Consider the following 19,809-nt stretch of genomic DNA (forward strand, 5'->3'; position numbering starts at 1 on the left):
CGCATGTCCTCAGCGGGCCTGGGCCTTGGTGGGGGCGGGAGTCACCGTGAGCACCGTGCGGTTCTCACGGCGCAGGTACTCACGCGCGGTCTTCTGGATGAGCTCCGGTGACACCTTCATCAGCTCGTCCTCCAGCCGGTTGATGCGCTCCGGGTCGTCGAAGAAGAGCGCGAAGGAGGCCAGCAGGTCCGCGCGGCCGAAGCCGAGGAACGACTCCACGTGCTCGTACAGCCGCGAGCGCGCCTTCACCCGCGCACGCGCCAGCGTCGCCGCGTCGATGGGCTTGTCCTGCAGCTGCGCCACCACGCCGTCAATCTCCTTCAGAATCGCTTCCGGCGACGTGCTCGCGTCATGGAACAGATACGCGGTCCACTGCATGGGCCCGTTGTAGTTCCACTGGTTGCCCAGCTCGTTCACCCCACCCTGCAGCTCACCCGCCAGGCCCTTCTTCTGCACGAGCTGCTGGTAGAGCGCGCTGTCGTTGCCCTTCAGGAGCACCTCGTCCACCAGCGCCATGGCGTAGTACTCGGGCGTGCCCACCGCGGGCATGTGGTAGCCCACCGCGAGCGCCGGACGCTCGGCCAGCTTGTCCGGCTTGTCGTGGCGCTTCTCCTTCTCCTGGCGAGGCTCGGAGATGTCCGGCTTCTGGGGCTGCGCCACCGTGGGCAGCGGTCCGAAATACTTCTTCACCCAGCCCTTCACCTGCTCCGGCTCGAAGTCGCCCACCACCACCAGCACGGCGTTGCTCGGGGCGTAGTACGTCTTGAAGAACGACTTCACGTCGTCCAGCGTGGCGGCCTCCAAATCCTTCAGGTCGCCGTAGAAGTTGTGCGCGTTGTACCAGTTGGTGTTCGCCACCTGCGGCATGTCCAGCCACGGAAAGCCGCCATAGGGCTGGTTGAGGACGTTGACCTTCACCTCGTTCGACACCACGCCCTGCTGGTTCTTGAGGTTCTCCTGCGTCACCTCCAGGCCGCGCATCCGGTCGGCCTCCGCCCAGAGCATCGTCTCCAGCGCGTTGGAGGGGACAATCTCGAAGTAGTTGGTGAAATCGAAGCGCGTGGAGCCGTTGAGCACCCCGCCGTTCTTCTGGATGAGCCGGATGAACTCCATCTTCCCGAGGTTGGTCGAGCCCTGGAACATCATGTGCTCGAACAGGTGCGCGAAGCCGGTGCGGTTCTTCGGCTCGATGCGAAAGCCGATGTTGTAATAGACGCCAATCGCCGTCTTGGGCGCCGTGGTGTCTCGCGAGAGGACCACCTTCAAACCGTTATCGAGCTTGAAGTAGTCCACCGGCACCTGGAGCTTCGGCGTCTCGGCGGGAGCCGGGGCCGGGGCCGCCACCGCGGGAGCCTCGGCGGGGGCGGGTGGGGCTTCGGGCTTCTGGGCTTCGTGTGATGCCGCGCACCCGAGGAACGCGGCGGCTGTTACCGCTCCGAACACTCTTCTCATCGACCCCTCCCAGGGACCTGGCCATGCGTCGAAGGACGCCGACCCTTACGGCGAGCTGTGACCATCGATTGCGAGGACGTGCTGGCGACTTCTAGGCCACCATGAAGGGGGCCGCGCAGTAGGAGCAGACGACCTTGTCTCCTGGAAGAACATTGTCCGCGCCCACCGGGGCATCACACGAGGGACACCTGCTGCCGACACTCTGCGCCCGCTCCAGCGCGTCCCGGTGGACGTACTCGCGCGACTCCGCCAGGTAGACGAGGTCCACCTCGTGACGGGCGATGAGCGCGGTGAGCAGCGCATCCGCCTCGTCCTCGGACACCTTGAGGTGAAGGGCCGCGTCGCTCGCGCGGAGCCGGATTTGTGCTCGGATGAAGCCACGCAGTTGCTCCCGGCGCCGCGCCGTCCGGGACGGCGCCATGCCTTTCTTCCACAGGAAGACCCCCACACCCACGAACACGACCGCCAGCGCCAGAACCAACCACCCGTCCGAGGCTTTCTTCCCTTCATCCGGCGAAACGATTCCCACCACGCCCACCGCCAGCCCCATCACCCCGAACACCGCGCCAGCGACCCCCACCCACGCGACCACCAGGCCCACGGCCCTTGCCAGCCAGTCGAGGACGCCCGGAGCACCAGGGCTCACGGCGGCGGGCGGCGGGGACACGGCTGTCAGCGGGGAGTCGTGACGGCGAGGAGTGTTCATGGAGTCTCACGGGCTGCGGGCGGGAGCCCCGCATCCTAGAGGCCGCTACGGCGTCGGTGTCCCGGGAAAATCCGCCCCACCGCGCCCGGCCACACTCCGGGCACGGCGAGGTTCTCACTCGGCGAAAGCCAACCTTCAGCCCTTGGGCTCCTGCGGGCACGACGGGCACATGGGCGGGCAGTCCTGGGGGCACCACGTCGGCTCGCCCGCGGAGCAGATGAAGTCACCGCAGGGAGGCGTGTTGGGGCAGTCGCTGGGGCAGGACCACGCATCCTCACCGACGCCGCAGATGCCATTCCCACACCCGGGACTGCCGCAGTCGCTGGGACACGACCACATCGTCTCGCCGTTGTTGCAGGACCCATCTCCGCAGAAGGGTGACGCGGTGCAGTCGGCGGGACACGACGAGGTCGTCTCGCCGTTGTTGCAGAAGCCGTCGCCGCACGCAGGCAGCGTCGCGCAGTCCTCGGGACACGTGGAGCTGCTCTCCCCGTTGGCGGTGTCGCAGAAGTGGTCGCCACAGATGTAGGCGCAGACCTCGCACGACGGCCAGCTGCCCCCGCACGGACACTGCTCCAACCCGGCCTCCACCTGTCCCGGCTCCACCACGCGGGAGTCGGGCGACGACTCGCCACACGCGGTGAAGAGCCCCAGCGACAGGCTTGCCACGACGACCAACAGACGAGACTTCATGGGCGACTCCTTGGAAAAGGGGGTGTCCAGGGTAACCCAGAATATTGTCTCAATAACAAACACAGACGATGCGTGATTGCGCAGGACGTCATGGACGCGAGTTCCCCGTGGGGCACGCGACTGGCACCCGGACACATCGACAGGGTCTCCCCTCACCCGGCAGCGTCATTCGACGTTTCTTCTCTCGGACGGAGTGACAGGTCCACGTGCCGTGTGTTACCCCGAAAGACCACCTCGTTGGTGTTCAAACGGTACGTCTGGTTACCAACATCAACCCATCCAGGGCCGTTTCCGTGGAGCCATCGCGGAGGGTCCTGCCATGCCCAAAAAGCGAGGAACCGCGTGAGCGCTACATCCAACGCGGTGCGGCCCCTGTCCCTGGGACAGCGATACCGTGCCTATACCCACAGGAACCTGGACGAGCTGACGGCGAGGGCACGCCTGTCGTCGGACGAGCGGCTCGCCGTGCAGGCGGTGGCCCAGGTGCTCCCCTTTCGCGTCAACACGTACGTGGTGGACGAGCTCATCGACTGGTCCGCCGCGCCGGACGACCCCATCTACCGGCTCGTGTTTCCTCGGGCGGACATGCTGCCCGCATCCGACGTCTCGCGCATCGTCGACCTGATGCGTTCGGGGGCGCCCGCGCTGGAGCTGGCGGGTGTGGTGCGCGACATCCGCGCGAGCCTCAATCCGCATCCCGCCGGGCAGATGCAGCTCAACGTGCCCAAGCTCGCCAACGAGGAGCCGCTGCCGGGGCTCCAGCACAAGTATCAGGAGACGGTGCTCTTCTTCCCCAAGCAGGGGCAGACGTGTCACGCCTACTGCACGTATTGCTTCCGCTGGGCGCAGTTCGTGGGGGACGCGGATTTGAAGTTCGCCTCGCGAGACATCGCCCCCATGGTCGACTACGTGCGCGAGCACCCGGAGGTCACCAACGTGTTGTTCACCGGGGGCGACCCCATGGTGATGAGCGAGGCGGTGCTGGCGCGCTACATCGAGCCGCTCCTGGACATCGAGCACCTGGAGGCCATCCGCATCGGCACCAAGGCGCTGGCGTACTGGCCGCAGCGCTTCGTCACGGACCCGGACGCGGACGACACGCTGCGCCTGTTCGAGAAGGTGGTCGCCTCCGGCAAGAGCCTGGCGTTCATGGCGCACTTCTCCCATCCCAACGAGATGGTGCCGGATATCGTCCAGGAGGCGGTGCGCCGCATCCGCTCCACGGGCGCGGTCATCCGCACCCAGGCGCCGCTGATTCGCACCATCAACGATGACGCGGCGACATGGGAGCGCATGTGGCGCACGCACCTGCGCCACGGCATGGTGCCGTATTACATGTTCATCGAGCGGGACACGGGACCGCAGGACTACTTCGCCGTCCCGCTCGCCTCCGCCTACGACATCTTCCGGAGCGCCTACCGGCAGGTGTCCGGCCTTGCGCGCACGGTGCGTGGCCCGTCGATGTCCGCCACGCCCGGCAAGGTGTGCGTGGATGGCGTGACGGAAATCGGGGGCGAGAAGGTCTTCATGCTGCACTTCATCCAGGCCCGGGAAGCGGAGTGGGTCGGCAAGCCCTTCTTCGCGAAGTACGACGAGAAGGCGACGTGGCTGTTTGATTTGAAGCCCGCCCTGGGTGCCACGCACTTCCCCTGGGAGCAACCCGCTATCCCCCCAGGATGAGGATGGCCATGCCGAGGATGAGCACGGCAATCATCCCGGACTTCAAGAGGACGTTGGCCTCGCGGAAGAAGAGGGCAGACAGGATGAAGCCCACGATGAGGCTCGTCCTGCGCAGCACGGACAGGTGCGTCACCATCGCCTGCGGCTCGGTGATGGCGACGAAGTAGATGAGCTCGGCCGCCACCCAGGAGCACCCCACCAGCGGAATGCCCCAGCTCCAGGTGAGGCCCAGGCCCAATCCGCCGTTGCGCAGCATGTACGGCACGAAGACGAGCGCGGACAGGAGGCAGCGCTGGAACGCGGAGCTGGCTTGCAGCTCCAGCACGGGCAGGCCGAGCCGCGAGACGAGGAACTTGTCATACACGGTGGTCGCCGCCGACAGCGCGGTGGCGGACAACATCCACCACACGGAGCGGTTCTTCGCCAGCACCAGCCCCTCCTTCCGGCCGACGATGGAGAGCACGTAGTACGAGCAGACGGTGAGCATCAGCCCGAGGAACTGCACGGGCGTCAGCAGCTCGCGGAACATCAGGAAGCCGCCCGCCAGCGTCCACAGCGGACCGGAGGCGCGCACCGCTCCGGCGATGGAGATGGGCAGCTCGCGGACCGCGTAGTACGCGAGAATCCACGACGCCGTCATCGCCACGCCCTTGGGCAACAGCCACGCCTGCTCCCGCCACGTCAATCCAAACGGCTCGACGTGAATGGGCAGCGCGCCCGGAATCAACACCGGCACCCAGCACAGCGCGCCAAAGAGAGAGGACCACATGACGACGGGGATGACGCTGTTGCCCGTCATCGCCTTCTTCGTCCAGACATCATAGAGGCCGAGCATCACACCCGCGCCCAGGCCATACGCAATCCACATGGTTGAGGGTCTTCGAGGCAAAGAGGTGCCCGCTCGGGCCCACGGCTTGGCGAGGCCCGAGTCGGGAGCACGGCGGAGCAACGACAAAGCCCCGCCGGCGAGAAAGTCTTCCCGTCAGCCTTCGAGCGAGCGGAAGGCGTCCAACGTCTGACGCAGGTGCTCCGGAGACTTCGTGCCCGTCAGCACGTAGCCGGAGAAGCGCTGCCCGAGGATGTGAGTCAATGACTCGCGCATGGACAGCCGCGCGTCCCTCCCCTCCTCCTGGAGCAACTGGCCCATGGCGAAGGGGCGGTTGACCAGGACCTGGAGCCCGTGTCGGGCCGCCAGCTCGAACGCCGGCTCCAACGTCCGGTGGAGCAGGTTGTAGGGGAACTGAAGGAAGGAATAGACGCCCGCGGCACAGGCCGCCTCGGCGCCAGCCCAATCACTCACACTGGCGCCCACGCGGGAGACCCCGAGCGTCCCCGCGTACTCGAGCACGCGCAGCACCTCGGGCGAGCCCACGTTGGCGGCCGTCGCCTTGTGGACCTGGAGCAGGTCGATGTGCCCGAGCAGCCGCGCGCTCTCGTCCAGGCTCCGGCGAAGCGCGTCCGGCGAGTGGTCCGTGAAGGACGTGTTCCGCACCGCGTCCCAATGTTCACCCAGCTTGGTGGCCACGAAGACGGAGCTCCGCGCGGAGCCGAGCCCCGACAGGAACGCACCAAAGCGCTTCTCGCTCGAGCCATACGCGGGCGCGGTGTCGAAGCAGCGGACCCCCAGTTCGAGGGCGGTGTCGAGCAGCCGTCTACCGTCGGCTTCCGACGGAGGCGGTTCGGCGCGGTAGCCCCACCTGCGTCCGAGCGAGAGCAGTCCGAGCCCCAGCTCCACGGGCCGTGTCCCACTCATGACTTCACCTTGGGGTGATAGAACGCCTGCGGCTTCACGTCCTCGGCGCGGAAGCCACCGTTGCCCAGGATGACCTGTCCCACGCCCAGCACCAGGCCTCGCGCCGTGCCCGAGCCCTTCAACACGGCCGCGCGCACGTCCGGGTCCGGGTCGCTGAAGGCCGCGCCCGCCGCGAGCTGACAGGTGTCCACGGTGATGGCCCCGAGCACCTGCGTCCCGGAGCCAAGCACGCTCTCTCCGAACACGGACACGCCACCCAGATACCGTCCCCCGTCGCCCACGGTGATACGGGCGCCAGCGCGATTGGCCTTCGCGGTGAAGCCGCCCTCGCCAAACTGGTTGCCGTCACCGACGAGGATGCTGCCCGTCTCGGCGGCCAGCAGCGTGCCCGTGTGGAGGATGTTCCGGCTGCCCAACTGGAACTCCGCCGAGGCCGCGCAGGTCAGCGTGACACACGGATGAATGACATTGCCCTCGCCGATGCGCAGGTGCCGCGAGATGAGCACGGAGAACGGGTCATAGATGACGTTCCCCGTGTCCGCGAGCGCGAGGACCTCCTCCACGGTGAGCAGTCCCGCCGAGCGCCGGGGCGCATCCAGGGCCGCGAGCAGGTCAAGCCGCATGGGTGGCCTCCCGCACGACGGACGCGAGGCTCGCGTGTAGCACGTCACACGGGCGCTTGGCGATGAGCCCATCCTCCAGTCGCTCGTAGAGCCGCGCCGTCAGCACGTCCGTGAGGAACGGCGCCTCCGTCATCTTCCCCGGCAGGATGCAGATGTGGCCGGGCACCGGCTCGTGGATGGCGATGTTGAGCGAGCGCGCGGAGCCCGCATCGGGCGCGAAGTCCACCTTGGTGCAGGCCACGTCGCTGTGCGGCCCCGCGTTGCGCCAGCCCGGCACCAGCCGCTCCAGCGCGCGGTGGAGGTTGTCCGCCCGCTCGGGCACCACGTGGTAGTCGGGATTGGCGCACAGGAGCGCGTCTTCGTTGAGTCCCACGACGCTGTAGTCACCGTGGTGCATCATCGCCGCCTCGTGCGGGTCCACGTAGAACAGCCCGTGCCCGCCCAGACGCGGCACCACCACCAGGTGGCTCTTCCAGTAGCGAATGGGCAGCTCCAGCCCGAAGAACTGGCGGAACAAATCTCGCGCCCCGAAGCCCGTCGAGTAGACGAACAGCCGCGACTCGATGTGCAGCGTCTCCCCCTCGGCGGTGATGACGGTGGCCTCCGAGCCGCTCACGCGCTCCAGCCGCGAGCCGGTGAGAACCTCCGCGCCGCCCTGCTGCGCGGACGTGTACAGCTTGCGATACAGCATCCGCGTGTTGATGCTGACGTCGGCGACTTCGAACACCGCGGACGCGCGAGACAGGTCCGCCGACGAGAAGCGCGCCTGGGCCTGCGCGTGCGTCAGCGGACGATGGCTGACGCCCGCCTCCTCCCAGCGCGAGACGAGCTCCTGGAGCCGGTCCGCGTCCCGCACCAGCACGAGCGGCGGCCGGTCCGCATCCTCCACGGCCTCCGGCGCGAAGGCTCGAATCTGCTCGTGCCCGTAGATGCACCGCCGCGCCACCTGGATGGCCGCCTGCCGGTCCTTCACCGAGCCGGCGTGATAGCTGCCCCGGTGCAACCAGCCCTCGTTCCGGGTGGACGGCCCACTGGCCAGCGTCGGTTGCTTCTCCAATAACAACAACCGCAGTCCGAGCCGCGCCAGCTTGTGGCTCGCCATCAGCCCCGTCACGCCTCCGCCCACCAGCACCACGTCATACCGACGGATGTTTCGCATCACGTAGCTCTCCCTATGTCCTGTCACACCGTCACGCGCCCTCCGTGACGAAGAATTTTCACAATCGTGACTTTCACGATTAGCTCGATTTGCTACTATTGACGCTTTGCGTCTGACTTAGGAAGGACGCGGCGGGTGTGGCGCCTGGGAGGCGTGAAGCACCATCCCGGGTGGGCTCGCGCGGAAGTCCCCGAGCGAAGGGCACCGAAGCAAACCCACGAGGGGCGTTCTCCTGGAAAATCATCAGGAGGCTGCAACCGTGCGACGGATGTTCAGGCTGCTGTGCTGTGTGGGCGTGCTGGCGGCGTGTGGTGGCTCGGAGACGGACGAGGACTTCGAGCAGGAGAGCGACCCGGGCACGCGGCTGGCGAGCGTGAAGCTGGCGGACGGCCAGGCGGTGACGTTCTACGAGGTGCCCGACTACGGCATCGTCACGGTGGTGAAGGGCCCGCGAGGCACGCCGATGCCGGACGCGGCGGCCTTCGACGGCATGCCCATCCCGGACATCTACCGCAAGTTGTCGGGGGGCCAGGAGCCGCCCGCCGCGCTGGTGGAGGCCGCCCGCCGCGTGCCGTCCGCCCTGGCGCAGACGCCCGTGCGCGAGGCGATGGCGCCCGAGGGCAAGGCGCAGACCTCCCTGGGGCCTTCAGGAGACGGCGTGAGTCAGCTGGCCGTGCCGGACACCGCCTGGTGGTCCGCCAACTTCTGCCAGGGCCTCAACACCGAGTACGACGAACTCTGGTGCCCGCTGGGCGTCTACAGCTGGGCGCATACCGGCTGGGGGCCCGTGCAGAAGTACTACCAGGCCTGCGCCACGACGGGTGAGGCCACGGGCTCGCTGTGGATGGACAAGTGGGCGAGCGGCGCGTGGCAGCGCCTGCAGACCGCCACGCTGCCCAAGTGGTGGTGGACGTGCGTGTGGGGCGTGGGCGCGGCGCAGTACCGCTCCGGCCTGGACGCGACGGCCAACGCGCTCTTCGTGGCGCGCTACCGCTACGCCATCCCCAACATCATCGGCAGCGCAGGGGACCTCCCGGCCGACCGCAGCTACCCGAACTTCGCCGACAACATCCAGGGCATCACCCACAACTCCACGCACTGGTTCCTGACGCGAAACACCACCAACTTCTGGAAGGACGAGGCCACGAACGGAATCATCGCGAAGCAGGCGATGACGGCCATCAACGACGACCCGCCGGAGCGCTTCCACATGCCGACGCCCTGGTACAACGCGGGCTTCCGGCACTACGGCGACCTGGTGCACGTCAATGGCTACCTCTACATCGCCATGGATGGACCGAGCCAGGGCGGCGCCGTGGGCGTCTTCAACACGAGCATGCAGTACATCGGCTACGCGTCGCTGCCGAACTGGTCTGGTGGCGTGGCGTTCCTCGCGTACAACCCGCGTGACGGGCTGTTCTACGCGGCGACGAACGCCTTCGGGGCGACCTCGCTGCGCGGGTATTCCATTGGCCTGTCTGGGACCACCGTCACCGTCACCCACAAGCGCACGCTGACGCTGTCGAGCAGCATCCCCGTGGGCGCCTGGATTCAGGGCGGCAAGATTTCCGCGCGAGGCAACCTGTACATCAGCGTGGGCGGCGGCGGACAGACGTCCGGCATCTACATGGTCGACGTGGTGAACGGCTTCGTGCAGACGTATTACTACGTGCCCTACGGCTCCTCGGACGAGTTCGAGGGCCTGGACCTGTGGGATTTGGACGCGGACCAGCGCATCGGCGCACGCGGACAGATTCACATGCAGAAGATCAACATCGACCTGCCGGGCTTCGCCGACGACTACTGGCTGTCGCACTACCGCGTCGACGACCCGAGCAAGCTGTAGCAAGGGGAATGGACGACCTCGAGCACGCAGGAGCCCGAGGTTTCAATCCACCCCGCACGGCGAGGGCCCGCGGCTCGACCCCTGAGCCAACGGCCCGCCCATAATGAAACACGGGCCCCGCGCGCCGTCGCCCCCCTTTTCACCTGGAAAAGGCTGGCAGAGGCAGGAACCATGTTCAGCCGCCTTCATCTACCGCGTGACGACGCTCCGCAGCCCCGTTCGTGTCTCGAACTCCTGGGCTAGTTGAGCCATCTCCGCCGAGTCATCGCAGCCCAGAACGAATGAGAAGGTGGGCTGAATGGGGTGGCGGTAGAGCAGCAGCGCGGCGTCTCCTCGCTCATACAGTGCGCAGTGCTCGACAGGAGGGATACGCTCGAAGCCCTTTTCCACGGCCAGCGCGCTCACCACGCCCGAACGGAAGGCGGCGGCGGCATCTGCATCGTCTGGTGATGAGAACTTCCTCCGGAAGGGCAACTGTGGCAGGCGAAGCTCCTTGAATGCCTCGCAATAGAGGAATTCTTCCAGTCCCCAATACATCGGGTGACTACCTCCTTGAGGATAGTTCTCCTCCAACAACCTATTGACAACCAAGCAATCATCGAGCCCGTGAGGGCTCGAGCGGTCAAAGAACCAGTCCCAGCTATTGAACCCCTTGTCTCTGGCGAAATAGACATAGCGGCCATTCTTCAACCAAGGGAGGCTGTAGGCACCGAGCACCCCCTCGATGGAGAAAGAAGCCTCGGCAAGCTCAAGGTCGCCCATGCTTGCCCCCATTATCTCCAGGAAACGACGATAGACGCCCGGAAGGGCGCCCGCGTGCTTCTCCAGAACTTCGATGTCGAACATATCCGCAGGGACAATCTCTTGGGAGAATCCGGGGCGATACTTTTCGACAAAATCAACAAACTCCCTCATGGCCCATCCTTGAATTAGGGGCACTGTTTTTCACAGTACATGGCAGGAAGTCGCTTCTGGCATTCCGCGCATGACGGTACGTTTTCTCCATTACTGAATGTCTGCTCGCGCTCTTCTGGTTCGGAAAGTCTCTTCGTCTCCAAGTCCTCTATCCGAACCGTGAACTTTACCGTAGGCCCTCTATCCGGCTTGAATCCTTCGACGAGCGGGTAGTACAGCCGCTCGATGAGTTGCCGAGGACCATGCCCACCATTCCTCTCCATGATCTGCTTGGCGGCACACATCCATTTCTCCTCCGGCACTCCAGAGTTGACGGGATGACCGGCGCACTCAAATCCCGCTGACTTCACGGCCTTTACGAATCCCGGAGGCGCGTGCCCCGAACAGGCAGCTATCTTCTTGCCCTTGCACTCGCAGACCATGACACCAATCATGTACCCCTTCATGAAGGTTCTTCCGTCTCCGCTAAATCTCAGCACGGCATTCGCTTTGAAGAATTCGTCAAGCGAATTGAGTTGCCCCTCTAGCGCTGAAATCTCTGCCGGCAGCGCAGCGAACTCTTCTCTCTGTCTGGGGTTTAGCCCCTTCCCCTTTCGCCTGTTCTCCTCAGTGTCCTTTGCCGCCAACTGAGCCTGATTCTTTTCTTTTTGATTCTTCTCCTTGGCGACCTTGCTCCGCTGGAGAATTTGCTGTTTCTGGGCATCGAGAGCCTGCTGCACTTCCTCAAACAGGGCGGCAATGGCGGTCTGCGTCTCCTCGCCCGCTTCCAGCGGATGAGTCTTCCCGCAGAGCGAGCACGGAATGTCGTCGCCGTAGATAACGGTCATGGTTCCAGAAGCCTGGATGATGCCCGTCATGGTGGCCGCATTCGCGGGACTGCCAGAGGGGCCGCAGTTGTTGAGCATGGGGTCGCCCAGCAACTGCACATTCCTTCCTTCGATTTTGACGTTCATCGAGCCGGGGCCGATGAACTTCGTGGGACCGTGGGTATTGCTGGAGATGAGCCCACCTCCTGTCCCCTTGCTGGCCATGTCCCCCTTGCTGCCGAAGCTGGCGCCTGCGATGGCGACGGAGTGCCCATTGATGGTGACTGTCTTCGAGTACCCCTGAGGCGAGGCTCCGCTGTCGCCGATGTTGGGCAACGGGGTGGGCACGAAGGGAGCCGGCGGACCGGGCATCTTGCAGACGTTGGGCAGCGTGGCTGCCGCGACCCCCGAGCTTCCCTTGGTGACGGGCGTTCTCGGGGAGTTGACTGTTACCTTGGTCATGGTTTCGCACCTTCTCCACTTCCGGACAGAGGCCTCTCCAGCAGTGCGGCGGCGCGCAACCCGGCTTCCGAGCTCCCCCAGAGTAGTGCACGGGGGCCGCTCGCGTACCGCCGCTGCCAGGACTGCGCGCAAAGGACGAGGTTCAGCGCTCCAGTGGCAGCCCCCACCTCGCCGCAGTTGCTCACGGGTGTGCGAATAACGGAGGCGTCGCGGAAAACAGCCCCCAGTCGCAGGGCGACGAAACCCCACTCCTCGGAGCGGTAGCGCTCGCCGTTGAGGTCGCCGTGGACGCACGCCACCATCTCACCCGTGCCCTTCAGCGGCGCGAGCGCTTCATTCACGGCTGCGGTCAGCCCATCACCGAGGTTGAGGTCATTGGTGTGGATGAGCCGCGTCTCCCGGGCCGTGGCGACGGCGCGCACCGTGGCATGTGGCACCAGCCCCCACCGTCGTGCATCCGGTGCGGCCATCACCGCGACAAAGGCAGCTGCTTCGCCAGGCGCGAAGCCCGTGCGAGCCCCCGCCTCGAGCCACTGTTTGCGCTCGCGCAGCCAGGTCAGCGTCTGGACATCATGGTAGCTGTCGATGCCCCCCACAATCACCAACGGGCAGCGCGCAGTGCGGCCCACCCGTGTCACCGCCTCACGCAACACCTCCAGCGCCGAGGCATGGCCCGTCAGCCGGGGCTCCACCCGCGGGCGCAGGTGCCCACCCCCGACAGCCGCGAGCGCGGCGACGACTCGCGAGGCATCCGCCGCCCTCCAGCCCGGGCGCTCCTCTGGGAGGCCCACCAGCACCGGCACTTCGACATTCACCGGCGGAAGCGCAGGCGCCAGCCTGGCGAGGACTTCTTCCAACGCCGCTGCCCCCATTACAGCCATGCGTGCGGCACTGCTCCATTCCTGTGAGTTCAAGAGTCCGTCCCTCGCGATGAACGAAGCGGGCTGGTGCCCCAACTCCGGCATCTGGAGGCGCCGCACGCGGCTGATGCCCGCACGCACAGCCGCCGCGACGCTCTCCGCGGTCGTCCCCACGGGCGCACGCGCTCCCGACGCCACGAGTACAGCCTCTGCCCCCATGTCAGTCCGCCCTCTCGATAATGGCCGTGAAGTCGAGGCGGTCGGTGTCCTGTGGGCCGACCCTCAACCCTGTCTGGAAAACCATGCGCACCTTCTTCAGCTCGGGCTCAACGACGACCAAGCCCAGGGTGGCCTCGTGAAAGCGGCGGAAGGCGCCGAAGTAAGTGGTGAAGCCGAAGCGCAGACGCGGCAGCGTGAAGTGGAGCGAGCCTCGCGGCGTAAGATGCACAAGGGCCACCTTCTCTCCGCCGACGAGGCGGCGCGAAGGCCGCTGGTCGACGGGGGCACAGAGAGCGGAGCGCTCGTCGAAGTCTCGCGGCAGCAGTGGATGTCGCGTCTTCCGCCAGGCTTCGTCGAAGGTGCCTGTCAGCTCAAGGCGCGGCGACCAGTGACTGGCAATGGGGCCGAATCCGGCCGGGCCCATTTCCGCCGGAGTTCCCCGCAAGTACTCGATGCGATGGGCGGGCTGATCCACCCGGTGAGACGCTCTGCTGGCCACCCCGCGGCCCACGGGGTTGCGTAGGTCGCTGACATGCTTGCGCGCGTCCGAGTCGCGTGTGTCGGTGCCTCCCCATGCCCACTCGTAGAGAATGGGCTGGCTGATGAACGGCTTGGGGGACGAGGGTTTCACGCCCGTCCGGCCTCGCGTGTAGAAGCGCTCCCCGTGGACCACCAGCATCTTGTCCACGTCGTGGATGCGGGCGGCCACCTCGACGCTGGGCGAAGGCCGCCCCCCTGGTGCGTGTGCACAAGCATTGATGAGGACGTCGGTGTGAGGCTTGGGCGGGACGAGTTCGGCCTCGTAACGCAGGCTGGAGCAGCCAGGTTCTCCCCAATAGATGGGCTCCCGCAGAAGAGGCTCCTGATCGTCCACAGGGAGCAGGCCGCCCGCGTCGTCGACATCAAAAGTCGCCTTGAGTGCGATGACCCAGAGGTGGTGGCCGTCCTTGTCGCGGACCCACGTCCGCTCGGCCGCGTATGGTGTCTTGTTCTGAAGTGCCCACATGGTTGATGACGAGGTGTGGCCAGAGAAGAGGAGCGGCGTGGAATCCGTCGTCAGCGCAAGCCGCTGTCGAAGGATTGCATGCGGATTCGGGAGCTGGCGGCCCTGGCCTTGGCCATCTCCGCGCGCTGAACATGCGTGAAGGCCCGTGTCCGCACCATCAACGTGCCCCGACTTCGCAGTGCAAGCTCGCGTGCCAGGGCGTGGCGGCGCCTCATGGGACTGGTTTCCAGTGCCTCCACGAGGGCGGTGCCGCTAAAGGGCTGGCCGTGAAGGTACCGCGTGCCCTTTACGAATCGCCTCTTTTCATCTCTCCACCAGCCCTTGATAGCGGCCACGTTCGGCCATGGCAGGTCGTCCTCGGGCTTGGGCTCCAGGTCCGCGTCCAGATCCTCCTGGAACTCTGCCAACGGTGCAGCCCCTTCGGGCCTCTCCCCAGCAGGGAGGGCGTAGGGGCCCTCCAGCCGCAAGCCCGTCATGGCCGAGAAGGACTCCCCCGCCAGTCGCGCCATGTAGGGCACTTCCATGTACGAAAGGCATACCTCCATGGCCGACACCCTGCCACTGAATCCCAGAGCCCAGAGGACGTGGGGACGGAGGTCCTCCGCGTCGAGCAGCGCCAGCAGCAAGGGAACATCCGACTCATTGCCTCCCATGGCGAAGAGCACCATGGCTTCGGGGCTGTGTTCGTCGTGAGCGCGCACGGCGGCGCGGCATGCCTCCCATGCCTGCCTCACGCCGATAGTCAGTCCTGCGCCCATCGCTGCCGCACGAATGCCAGGGTGGGAGGAGTCCAGCAACATGGGAAGCAGCTTTCGCGCCGCATCTTCCGGTAAGGGCATTGCGGCACGCAGGGCAGCGACCCTCACCCGTTGCTCGTCATGTGCGAAATAATGCGCCAGCACCTCGGGTGGTGCCTCCCGGCGGAACGAAAGCATCTCCAACACCTCGGCCCGCGGGGCGGCGTCTTCCCGCGTCAGCAAGTCAAGCAGGCGCGCACCCAGCCCGGGGGCCTCGCTGAGTTCCAGTGCTCGTCGAATGGCGGTGCGCGCTTCGGGCTCGGCTCCACGCAGTCGCCGCAGGATCTCATCCACCTCGCCAAGGGCAAGCAGAGAGTAGGCCGCCGCGGAGACCCGGAAGGGGTCTTCTGCATCGAGGGCCGGGCGCAGCACGGAATCGGCAGAGGTGGCCGCGCCAATGACAAGCCCATCCAGATGCGCGAGGAGGAGTTCCTCCAACCTCGCAGTCTCAATCAAGGTGAAGTCCGGAGCGCCCAGCGACTTCTCCCATTGCAGCCATCTAAACTCAGCCTCGTCAAGATGCTCCTCCAGCACGTCTACCAACAACATGTGGTGCCCTCCCCTGGATTCCGCGAGCGTAGCAGCAAGGGCTGACCTGGACGTGCGAAGGATTTCATGCTGCTCTTGCGGCCGGCACATGAGAGTCATTCCTTCGAGTGCATTGGCGATTCTGACCACGGATTGGGAAACCCGTGGACGGAATAGCGAGTACGGAACCTCGCATGACCATTCGCCGTCAGCTTGTGAACAATGCCCGGCGGTGGCGTGGGGTGGTTGATGCAGTGTCCTTCAGCAGCATCACCCCTCGGAGAAGGTCTGCTTGGCAATCATTCACCGGCACAGGCTGGCTGCAGAACCTCACTGCGGCCGCCACCCTCGAGGATTTCGACTTCCCCTCGAAGTTTGCTCGCTCGGTCGCCCTTGGGTTCTCCGAGGAGAACCTTCAAATGAGGGGATAGCTCAGCCCCGCACGGCGAGGGCCCGCGGCTCGACCCCTGAGCCAACGGCCCGCCCATAATGAAACACGGGCCCCGCGCGCCGTCGCCCCCCGGACACCCTTCGTTCGGGGGGCTGGTGATACAGCGACAGCGGCGACAAGGCTGCCGGCGCCGCATGGAGCGGGTTTGTCGCATCGGAGTGGCTGTCCATGAAGTGCGTCGGATTCAGAGTGTTCGTGAAGGGGCTGGCCCTGGGGTCTCTGCTGTGGATGACGGCATGCAACGTGCCCATCGAAGCGGAAGAAGAGACAGGGGAGTTCGTGTCTCAAGAAGAGTCATCCCTGGAGTCACCGCTGGTTCCCGGCGTTCCGTGTGCCGACGGAACCATGGAGCAGATTTTCTCGGGAGGCATGGCGGGGTGCGCGGGCAAGGTCACCTGGGGCAGCCGCGCCTCGCTCTGCGCGCCTGGCTTCCGCCCCGCGAGCGCGCGGGAATGGGACACGCTGTTCCTTGGACTCGCGCCCGCGCACAACTACTGGACCAATGATGACCTGCGCTACAGCGGCGTGTCGGGGACCTGTAGCGTCTCGTACGTGACGGGCACCGCCTGTCCCGCCGGTCAGCCCATGCGCGTGTGTACGGCCGCCGGCACCGACGCGGAAGGCAATACCTGCAACTGGACCGGGTGCGGCTTGCTGGCGAACACGCCCAACAGGTTCTTCGGAGGCTGCGCGGGCAACACCACGGCGGGCACGCTCTGCGTTCCTCGGGGATGCGCGGATGGTTCCGTCGAGCAGACGTTCTCCAACGGCATGGTGGGGTGTGCCGGGAGTACGAACTGGGCGGGTCGCGCCGCGCTGTGCGCCCCCGGGTACCGGGTGGCCACCTCCGCCGAGTGGGTCGGCCTCCATGGCACGAGCGTGCCCACGCACCACTACTGGACCAACGACGACCTCAAGTACACCGGCTCGGCGGCGGCGTGCTACGTGAGCGCGACGGTGGGGAGCGCGTGCCCCGCCGGACAGCCGATGCGCGTGTGCCGGTCCACGGGCACCGACGCCGAAGGCAACACGTGCAACTGGGTCAACTGCGGGTACGGCGCGCTTCCTCCGCCCAACCAATACTTTGGCGGCTGCGCGGGCAACCCCACGGCGGGTGCGCTCTGCGTGCCGACGCGGGGCTGCGCCGATGGCTCCGTCGAGCAGGTCCTCACGAGCAACCTCGTGGGCTGTTCGGGCGTGGTGACGTGGCCCAATCGCAATCAACTGTGCGCCCCGGGCTGGACGGCGAGCACCGCGAGCACCTGGACCAGTCAGCATGGCCTCGCGGCCCCTCGGTACAACTACTGGACCAGCGACAACCTGCGCTATCTGGGCACGGGCTCGTCCGCTTGCGCGGTGTCGACCACGTCCGGCACGGCCTGCAACGCGAACCAGCCCATGCGCTTGTGCACGCCGGCTGGGACGGATGCCCTGGGCAACCAGTGCAACTGGACACACTGCGGCTACCAGACCAACACCCCCGACCACTACTTCGGCGGCTGCAACGGCAACACGACGGCCGGAACGCTGTGCCGGCTGTGACCCACGACTCCGTGTAGCGGATTGAAACGGACCGGCGCGGCGGCGCCCCTCCCGTCGCCGCCGCTGCGTCAGTCCCCCGGGCGCGAAGTCAACCTCGCGCCCGGGTCCTGAACGTCAGGGCTACTTCACACCGACGGCGGTCCAGCTCTCCTTCACCTTCGCCACCTCGGTGGAGTCCGCGCCGTAGAGGTCCGTGGCCGCCTGGATGGTGGCGGTGCGGGCCTGGGCGAACGTGGTGCTCGGCGTCATGTAGTGGGCCAGGGCGCGGTAGTAAATCTTCAGGCCCTTGTCCATGCCGACGCCGTCCTTCACCTCGAGCTTGGACGTGCGGTTCGTCCCGCCGTTGGCCAGCAGGTAGAAGGCGTTGTTGGCGATACCGCTGGAGCCGTGCACCTCCGTCTGCTTCGGGTAGTCCTTGTAGTTGTCGATGGAGTACCCGTCCTTCGTGGGGTCGTCCATGTAGCGCAGGCCGTCCGTGTCGTCGCCGTTGGTCGGCGTCCAGGCCGTCTCGCCCACCGTCCAGTTGAACTTCACCGCGGAGTTCTTCGTGGACGCGTACCACTCCACGCCGGCGCCCATGATGTCGCTCATGGCCTCGTTCAGACCACCGGACTCGCCGCGGTAGACCAGACCGGCGGTGCGCTCGGTGAGGCCGTGGGCGATTTCATGGCCCGCGATATCCAGCGCGGTGAGCGGACCGGAGTCCACGCCGTCGCCGTCGCCGTAGCTCATCTTCTCGCCGTCCCAGTACGCGTTGACGTAGTTCTCGCTCACGTGCACGTAGTTGACGAGCTTCTCGCCCTTGCCGTCGATGGAGTCGCGGCCGAGCACGTCCTTGAGGAAGTCGTACGTCATCGCCGCGCCGTAGTGCGCGTCCACGGCGGCCTGGTTGCGCTTCGGGTCCGTCGCCTCGCCCCAGACGTTGTTGTCGTCCTTGAAGGGCGTGGTGCCGCTGGCCTCTTCCTGGTTCTTCGCGTCGTACGTCGACACGCCCTTGCCGCGCGTGGTGTCTTCCAGCGAGTACGTCCCGTCCGCGTTCTGCTTCGTCTTCAGGTCCACCTTGCCGCTGTAGAGCGAGGTGTCATCCGCCGTGCCGGGCGCGGGCGGCTCGGTGGGGGGCTCCGTGGGCGGCTGGGTGGCCTTGGGCGAAATCGACAGGCCCCAGTTGTTGAGCTTGCCCTTGTCGCCCTTCGCGTTGTCCTTCACCGTCAGCGTCCACTCGCCCTTGGCCGTCTCGCCGGCGAAGACGCTCAGGTCGAAGTCACCCTTCACGTTGTCGGTGCTGCCACCGGTGCGGTTGTGCACCGCGGCGCTCTTGCCAGAGGGGCTCGTCAGCGTGACGGTCAGGTCGCCCTTGTACGTGTGGCTGATGTCCAGCGACAGCTTGAGCTTGTCGACGGTGACGTCGTCGGCCACCTTCACCTTGGAGGTGACGGTGCTGTTGTCCTTGATGGCCGCGTTCGGCGAGGTGGAGACCTTCACGTCCGCGGGCGGCGTGGCGGCGGCGCCCTTGGTGCCCTTGGTGGCCGCGGCGTCACCCGTGCCGTGCGTGGCGCAGGGGCAGTTCTTGAAGCCGTCGATGGTGTTGAACTTCTCGTAAATCTTGCCGGTGTTCGCGTCGACCAGGTAGTTCATCCGGCGCGGGTTGTCGGTGCCATTCACATTGGCGACCTCGACGCGGTACGCGGAGCGGTACTCACCGGACGGGTCCTTGTAGATGACGCGCTCGGAGTTCGGCTGACGGTCCGGCTTGCCCGCGAAGTCCTTCAGCGCGATGTCCAGCACCTGCGCGTGGGACAGCTGGGGCTTCTGCGTGCCCAGGCCGGCGGGAATCGTGGACTGGTCACCGGTGACGCTGCTCACCTTGCCGTCCTTGCCGAGGTGAGACACCACCTGCTCGGCATACACCTTCACGCCCTCGTGCTGCCGGTCCAGGCGCACGTGCGTCATCCCCAGCTCGTCGCGCTCCACGTTCTTCGGGACGAAGGCCGGGTACTGGATGCCGCCCCGGAGCCCCTGCGTCGCGGGCTTGCTGGTGGCCGGGGTGAGGTGCTCCAGCGAAGTCTGGATGGCGGACTGCGCCTCCTTGCTCTCCAGCGACAGGCGGCCCACGGGAGCCGGCAGCGGCTTCAGCGTCTGCTCGGCGCGCGCCAGGTCGGTGGTCTTCGCCGCGGGACCGAAGCCGTCCTTGATGACGTTCGGAGCCGTCCGGGTCTTCGCGGTGTTCTTCGGCTGAGCCTCAGCGGAAATGGTGGGGAGGACCGTCGGCTTCGAACCATCAGTGCGGCGAATGCTCATGGGTCTCAGAACT

At 66.3% G+C, this 19,809-nt stretch carries 16 protein-coding genes; 3 read left to right on the top strand and 13 right to left on the bottom strand.

Going from position 1 to position 19,809, the window contains the following annotated elements:
- Positions 1–9: 9 nt before the first annotated feature.
- From HUA78_RS23045 to HUA78_RS23055, 3 genes are all read right to left on the bottom strand, one after another.
- Positions 10–1,452, bottom strand: a complete 1,443-nt coding sequence (locus HUA78_RS23045) for a pitrilysin family protein (protein ID WP_174477155.1) — start codon at positions 1,450–1,452, stop codon at positions 10–12.
- A gap of 91 nt (positions 1,453–1,543) precedes the next feature.
- The gene (locus tag HUA78_RS23050; RefSeq protein WP_254623847.1) at positions 1,544–2,158 is read right to left on the bottom strand and encodes a hypothetical protein; all 615 of its coding nucleotides are present in this window, start codon (positions 2,156–2,158) and stop codon (positions 1,544–1,546) included.
- A 135-nt stretch (positions 2,159–2,293) separates the two neighbouring features.
- Positions 2,294–2,851 (bottom strand): tenascin-X, encoded by a 558-nt coding sequence (locus tag HUA78_RS23055; protein ID WP_174477156.1) that lies wholly within the window; start codon positions 2,849–2,851, stop codon positions 2,294–2,296.
- 342 nt (positions 2,852–3,193) lie between these two features.
- Here HUA78_RS23055 and HUA78_RS23060 point away from each other — a divergent pair, with 342 nt between their 5' ends.
- Positions 3,194–4,531, top strand: coding sequence for a KamA family radical SAM protein (locus HUA78_RS23060; protein WP_174458217.1), 1,338 nt, complete (start codon positions 3,194–3,196; stop codon positions 4,529–4,531).
- Here the strand turns inward: HUA78_RS23060 and HUA78_RS23065 are convergent.
- The 4 genes from HUA78_RS23065 to HUA78_RS23080 form a co-directional block, all read right to left on the bottom strand.
- Complete coding sequence (locus tag HUA78_RS23065; RefSeq protein WP_141643065.1) at positions 4,515–5,399, bottom strand: DMT family transporter; 885 nt, start codon at positions 5,397–5,399, stop codon at positions 4,515–4,517. The genes HUA78_RS23060 and HUA78_RS23065 overlap by 17 nt on opposite strands.
- 114 nt (positions 5,400–5,513) lie before the next feature.
- Positions 5,514–6,284: an aldo/keto reductase gene (locus HUA78_RS23070; RefSeq protein ID WP_174477157.1), complete on the bottom strand. Its 771-nt coding sequence runs from the start codon at positions 6,282–6,284 to the stop codon at positions 5,514–5,516.
- Positions 6,281–6,907 (bottom strand): AraC family transcriptional regulator, encoded by a 627-nt coding sequence (locus HUA78_RS23075; RefSeq protein ID WP_174477158.1) that lies wholly within the window; start codon positions 6,905–6,907, stop codon positions 6,281–6,283. Before HUA78_RS23075 ends, HUA78_RS23070 begins: the two co-directional genes overlap by 4 nt.
- A complete protein-coding gene (locus tag HUA78_RS23080) occupies positions 6,897–8,066 on the bottom strand; it encodes an FAD-binding oxidoreductase (RefSeq protein ID WP_217439487.1) in 1,170 nt (389 codons plus the stop codon). Before HUA78_RS23080 ends, HUA78_RS23075 begins: the two co-directional genes overlap by 11 nt.
- 259 nt (positions 8,067–8,325) lie before the next feature.
- Between HUA78_RS23080 and HUA78_RS23085 the strand changes: the two genes are divergently transcribed.
- On the top strand, positions 8,326–9,912 hold the full coding sequence (locus tag HUA78_RS23085; RefSeq protein WP_174477159.1) for a hypothetical protein: 1,587 nt from the start codon (positions 8,326–8,328) through the stop codon (positions 9,910–9,912).
- Between the two features lie 189 nt (positions 9,913–10,101).
- Here the strand turns inward: HUA78_RS23085 and HUA78_RS46590 are convergent, their stop codons facing one another.
- From HUA78_RS46590 to HUA78_RS23110, 5 genes are read right to left on the bottom strand one after another with little or no spacing between them, the layout of a single operon-like run.
- Entirely contained in the window at positions 10,102–10,827 is a 726-nt protein-coding gene (locus tag HUA78_RS46590) for a hypothetical protein (RefSeq protein WP_254623848.1), read from the bottom strand.
- Between the two features lie 14 nt (positions 10,828–10,841).
- The gene (locus HUA78_RS23095; protein WP_174477160.1) at positions 10,842–12,095 is read right to left on the bottom strand and encodes a PAAR-like domain-containing protein; all 1,254 of its coding nucleotides are present in this window, start codon (positions 12,093–12,095) and stop codon (positions 10,842–10,844) included.
- Positions 12,092–13,129, bottom strand: coding sequence for a hypothetical protein (locus HUA78_RS23100; protein WP_371745643.1), 1,038 nt, complete (start codon positions 13,127–13,129; stop codon positions 12,092–12,094). Before HUA78_RS23100 ends, HUA78_RS23095 begins: the two co-directional genes overlap by 4 nt.
- A 46-nt stretch (positions 13,130–13,175) precedes the next feature.
- Positions 13,176–14,180 (bottom strand): DUF2169 domain-containing protein, encoded by a 1,005-nt coding sequence (locus tag HUA78_RS23105; protein ID WP_174477161.1) that lies wholly within the window; start codon positions 14,178–14,180, stop codon positions 13,176–13,178.
- A gap of 50 nt (positions 14,181–14,230) precedes the next feature.
- Positions 14,231–15,526, bottom strand: coding sequence for a TIGR02270 family protein (locus HUA78_RS23110; protein WP_174477162.1), 1,296 nt, complete (start codon positions 15,524–15,526; stop codon positions 14,231–14,233).
- Positions 15,527–16,124: 598 nt separating this feature from the next.
- Between HUA78_RS23110 and HUA78_RS23115 the strand changes: the two genes are divergently transcribed.
- Complete coding sequence (locus HUA78_RS23115; RefSeq protein WP_174467174.1) at positions 16,125–17,498, top strand: hypothetical protein; 1,374 nt, start codon at positions 16,125–16,127, stop codon at positions 17,496–17,498.
- 120 nt (positions 17,499–17,618) lie between these two features.
- Here the strand turns inward: HUA78_RS23115 and HUA78_RS23120 are convergent, their stop codons facing one another.
- A complete protein-coding gene (locus tag HUA78_RS23120; RefSeq protein ID WP_174460515.1) occupies positions 17,619–19,796 on the bottom strand; it encodes a M4 family metallopeptidase in 2,178 nt (725 codons plus the stop codon).
- Between the last annotated feature and the right edge of the window lie 13 nt (positions 19,797–19,809).

Origin of the sequence: Myxococcus sp. CA033, from assembly GCF_013336625.1 — a bacterium.
GTDB lineage: Bacteria > Myxococcota > Myxococcia > Myxococcales > Myxococcaceae > Myxococcus > Myxococcus llanfairpwllgwyngyllgogerychwyrndrobwllllantysiliogogogochensis.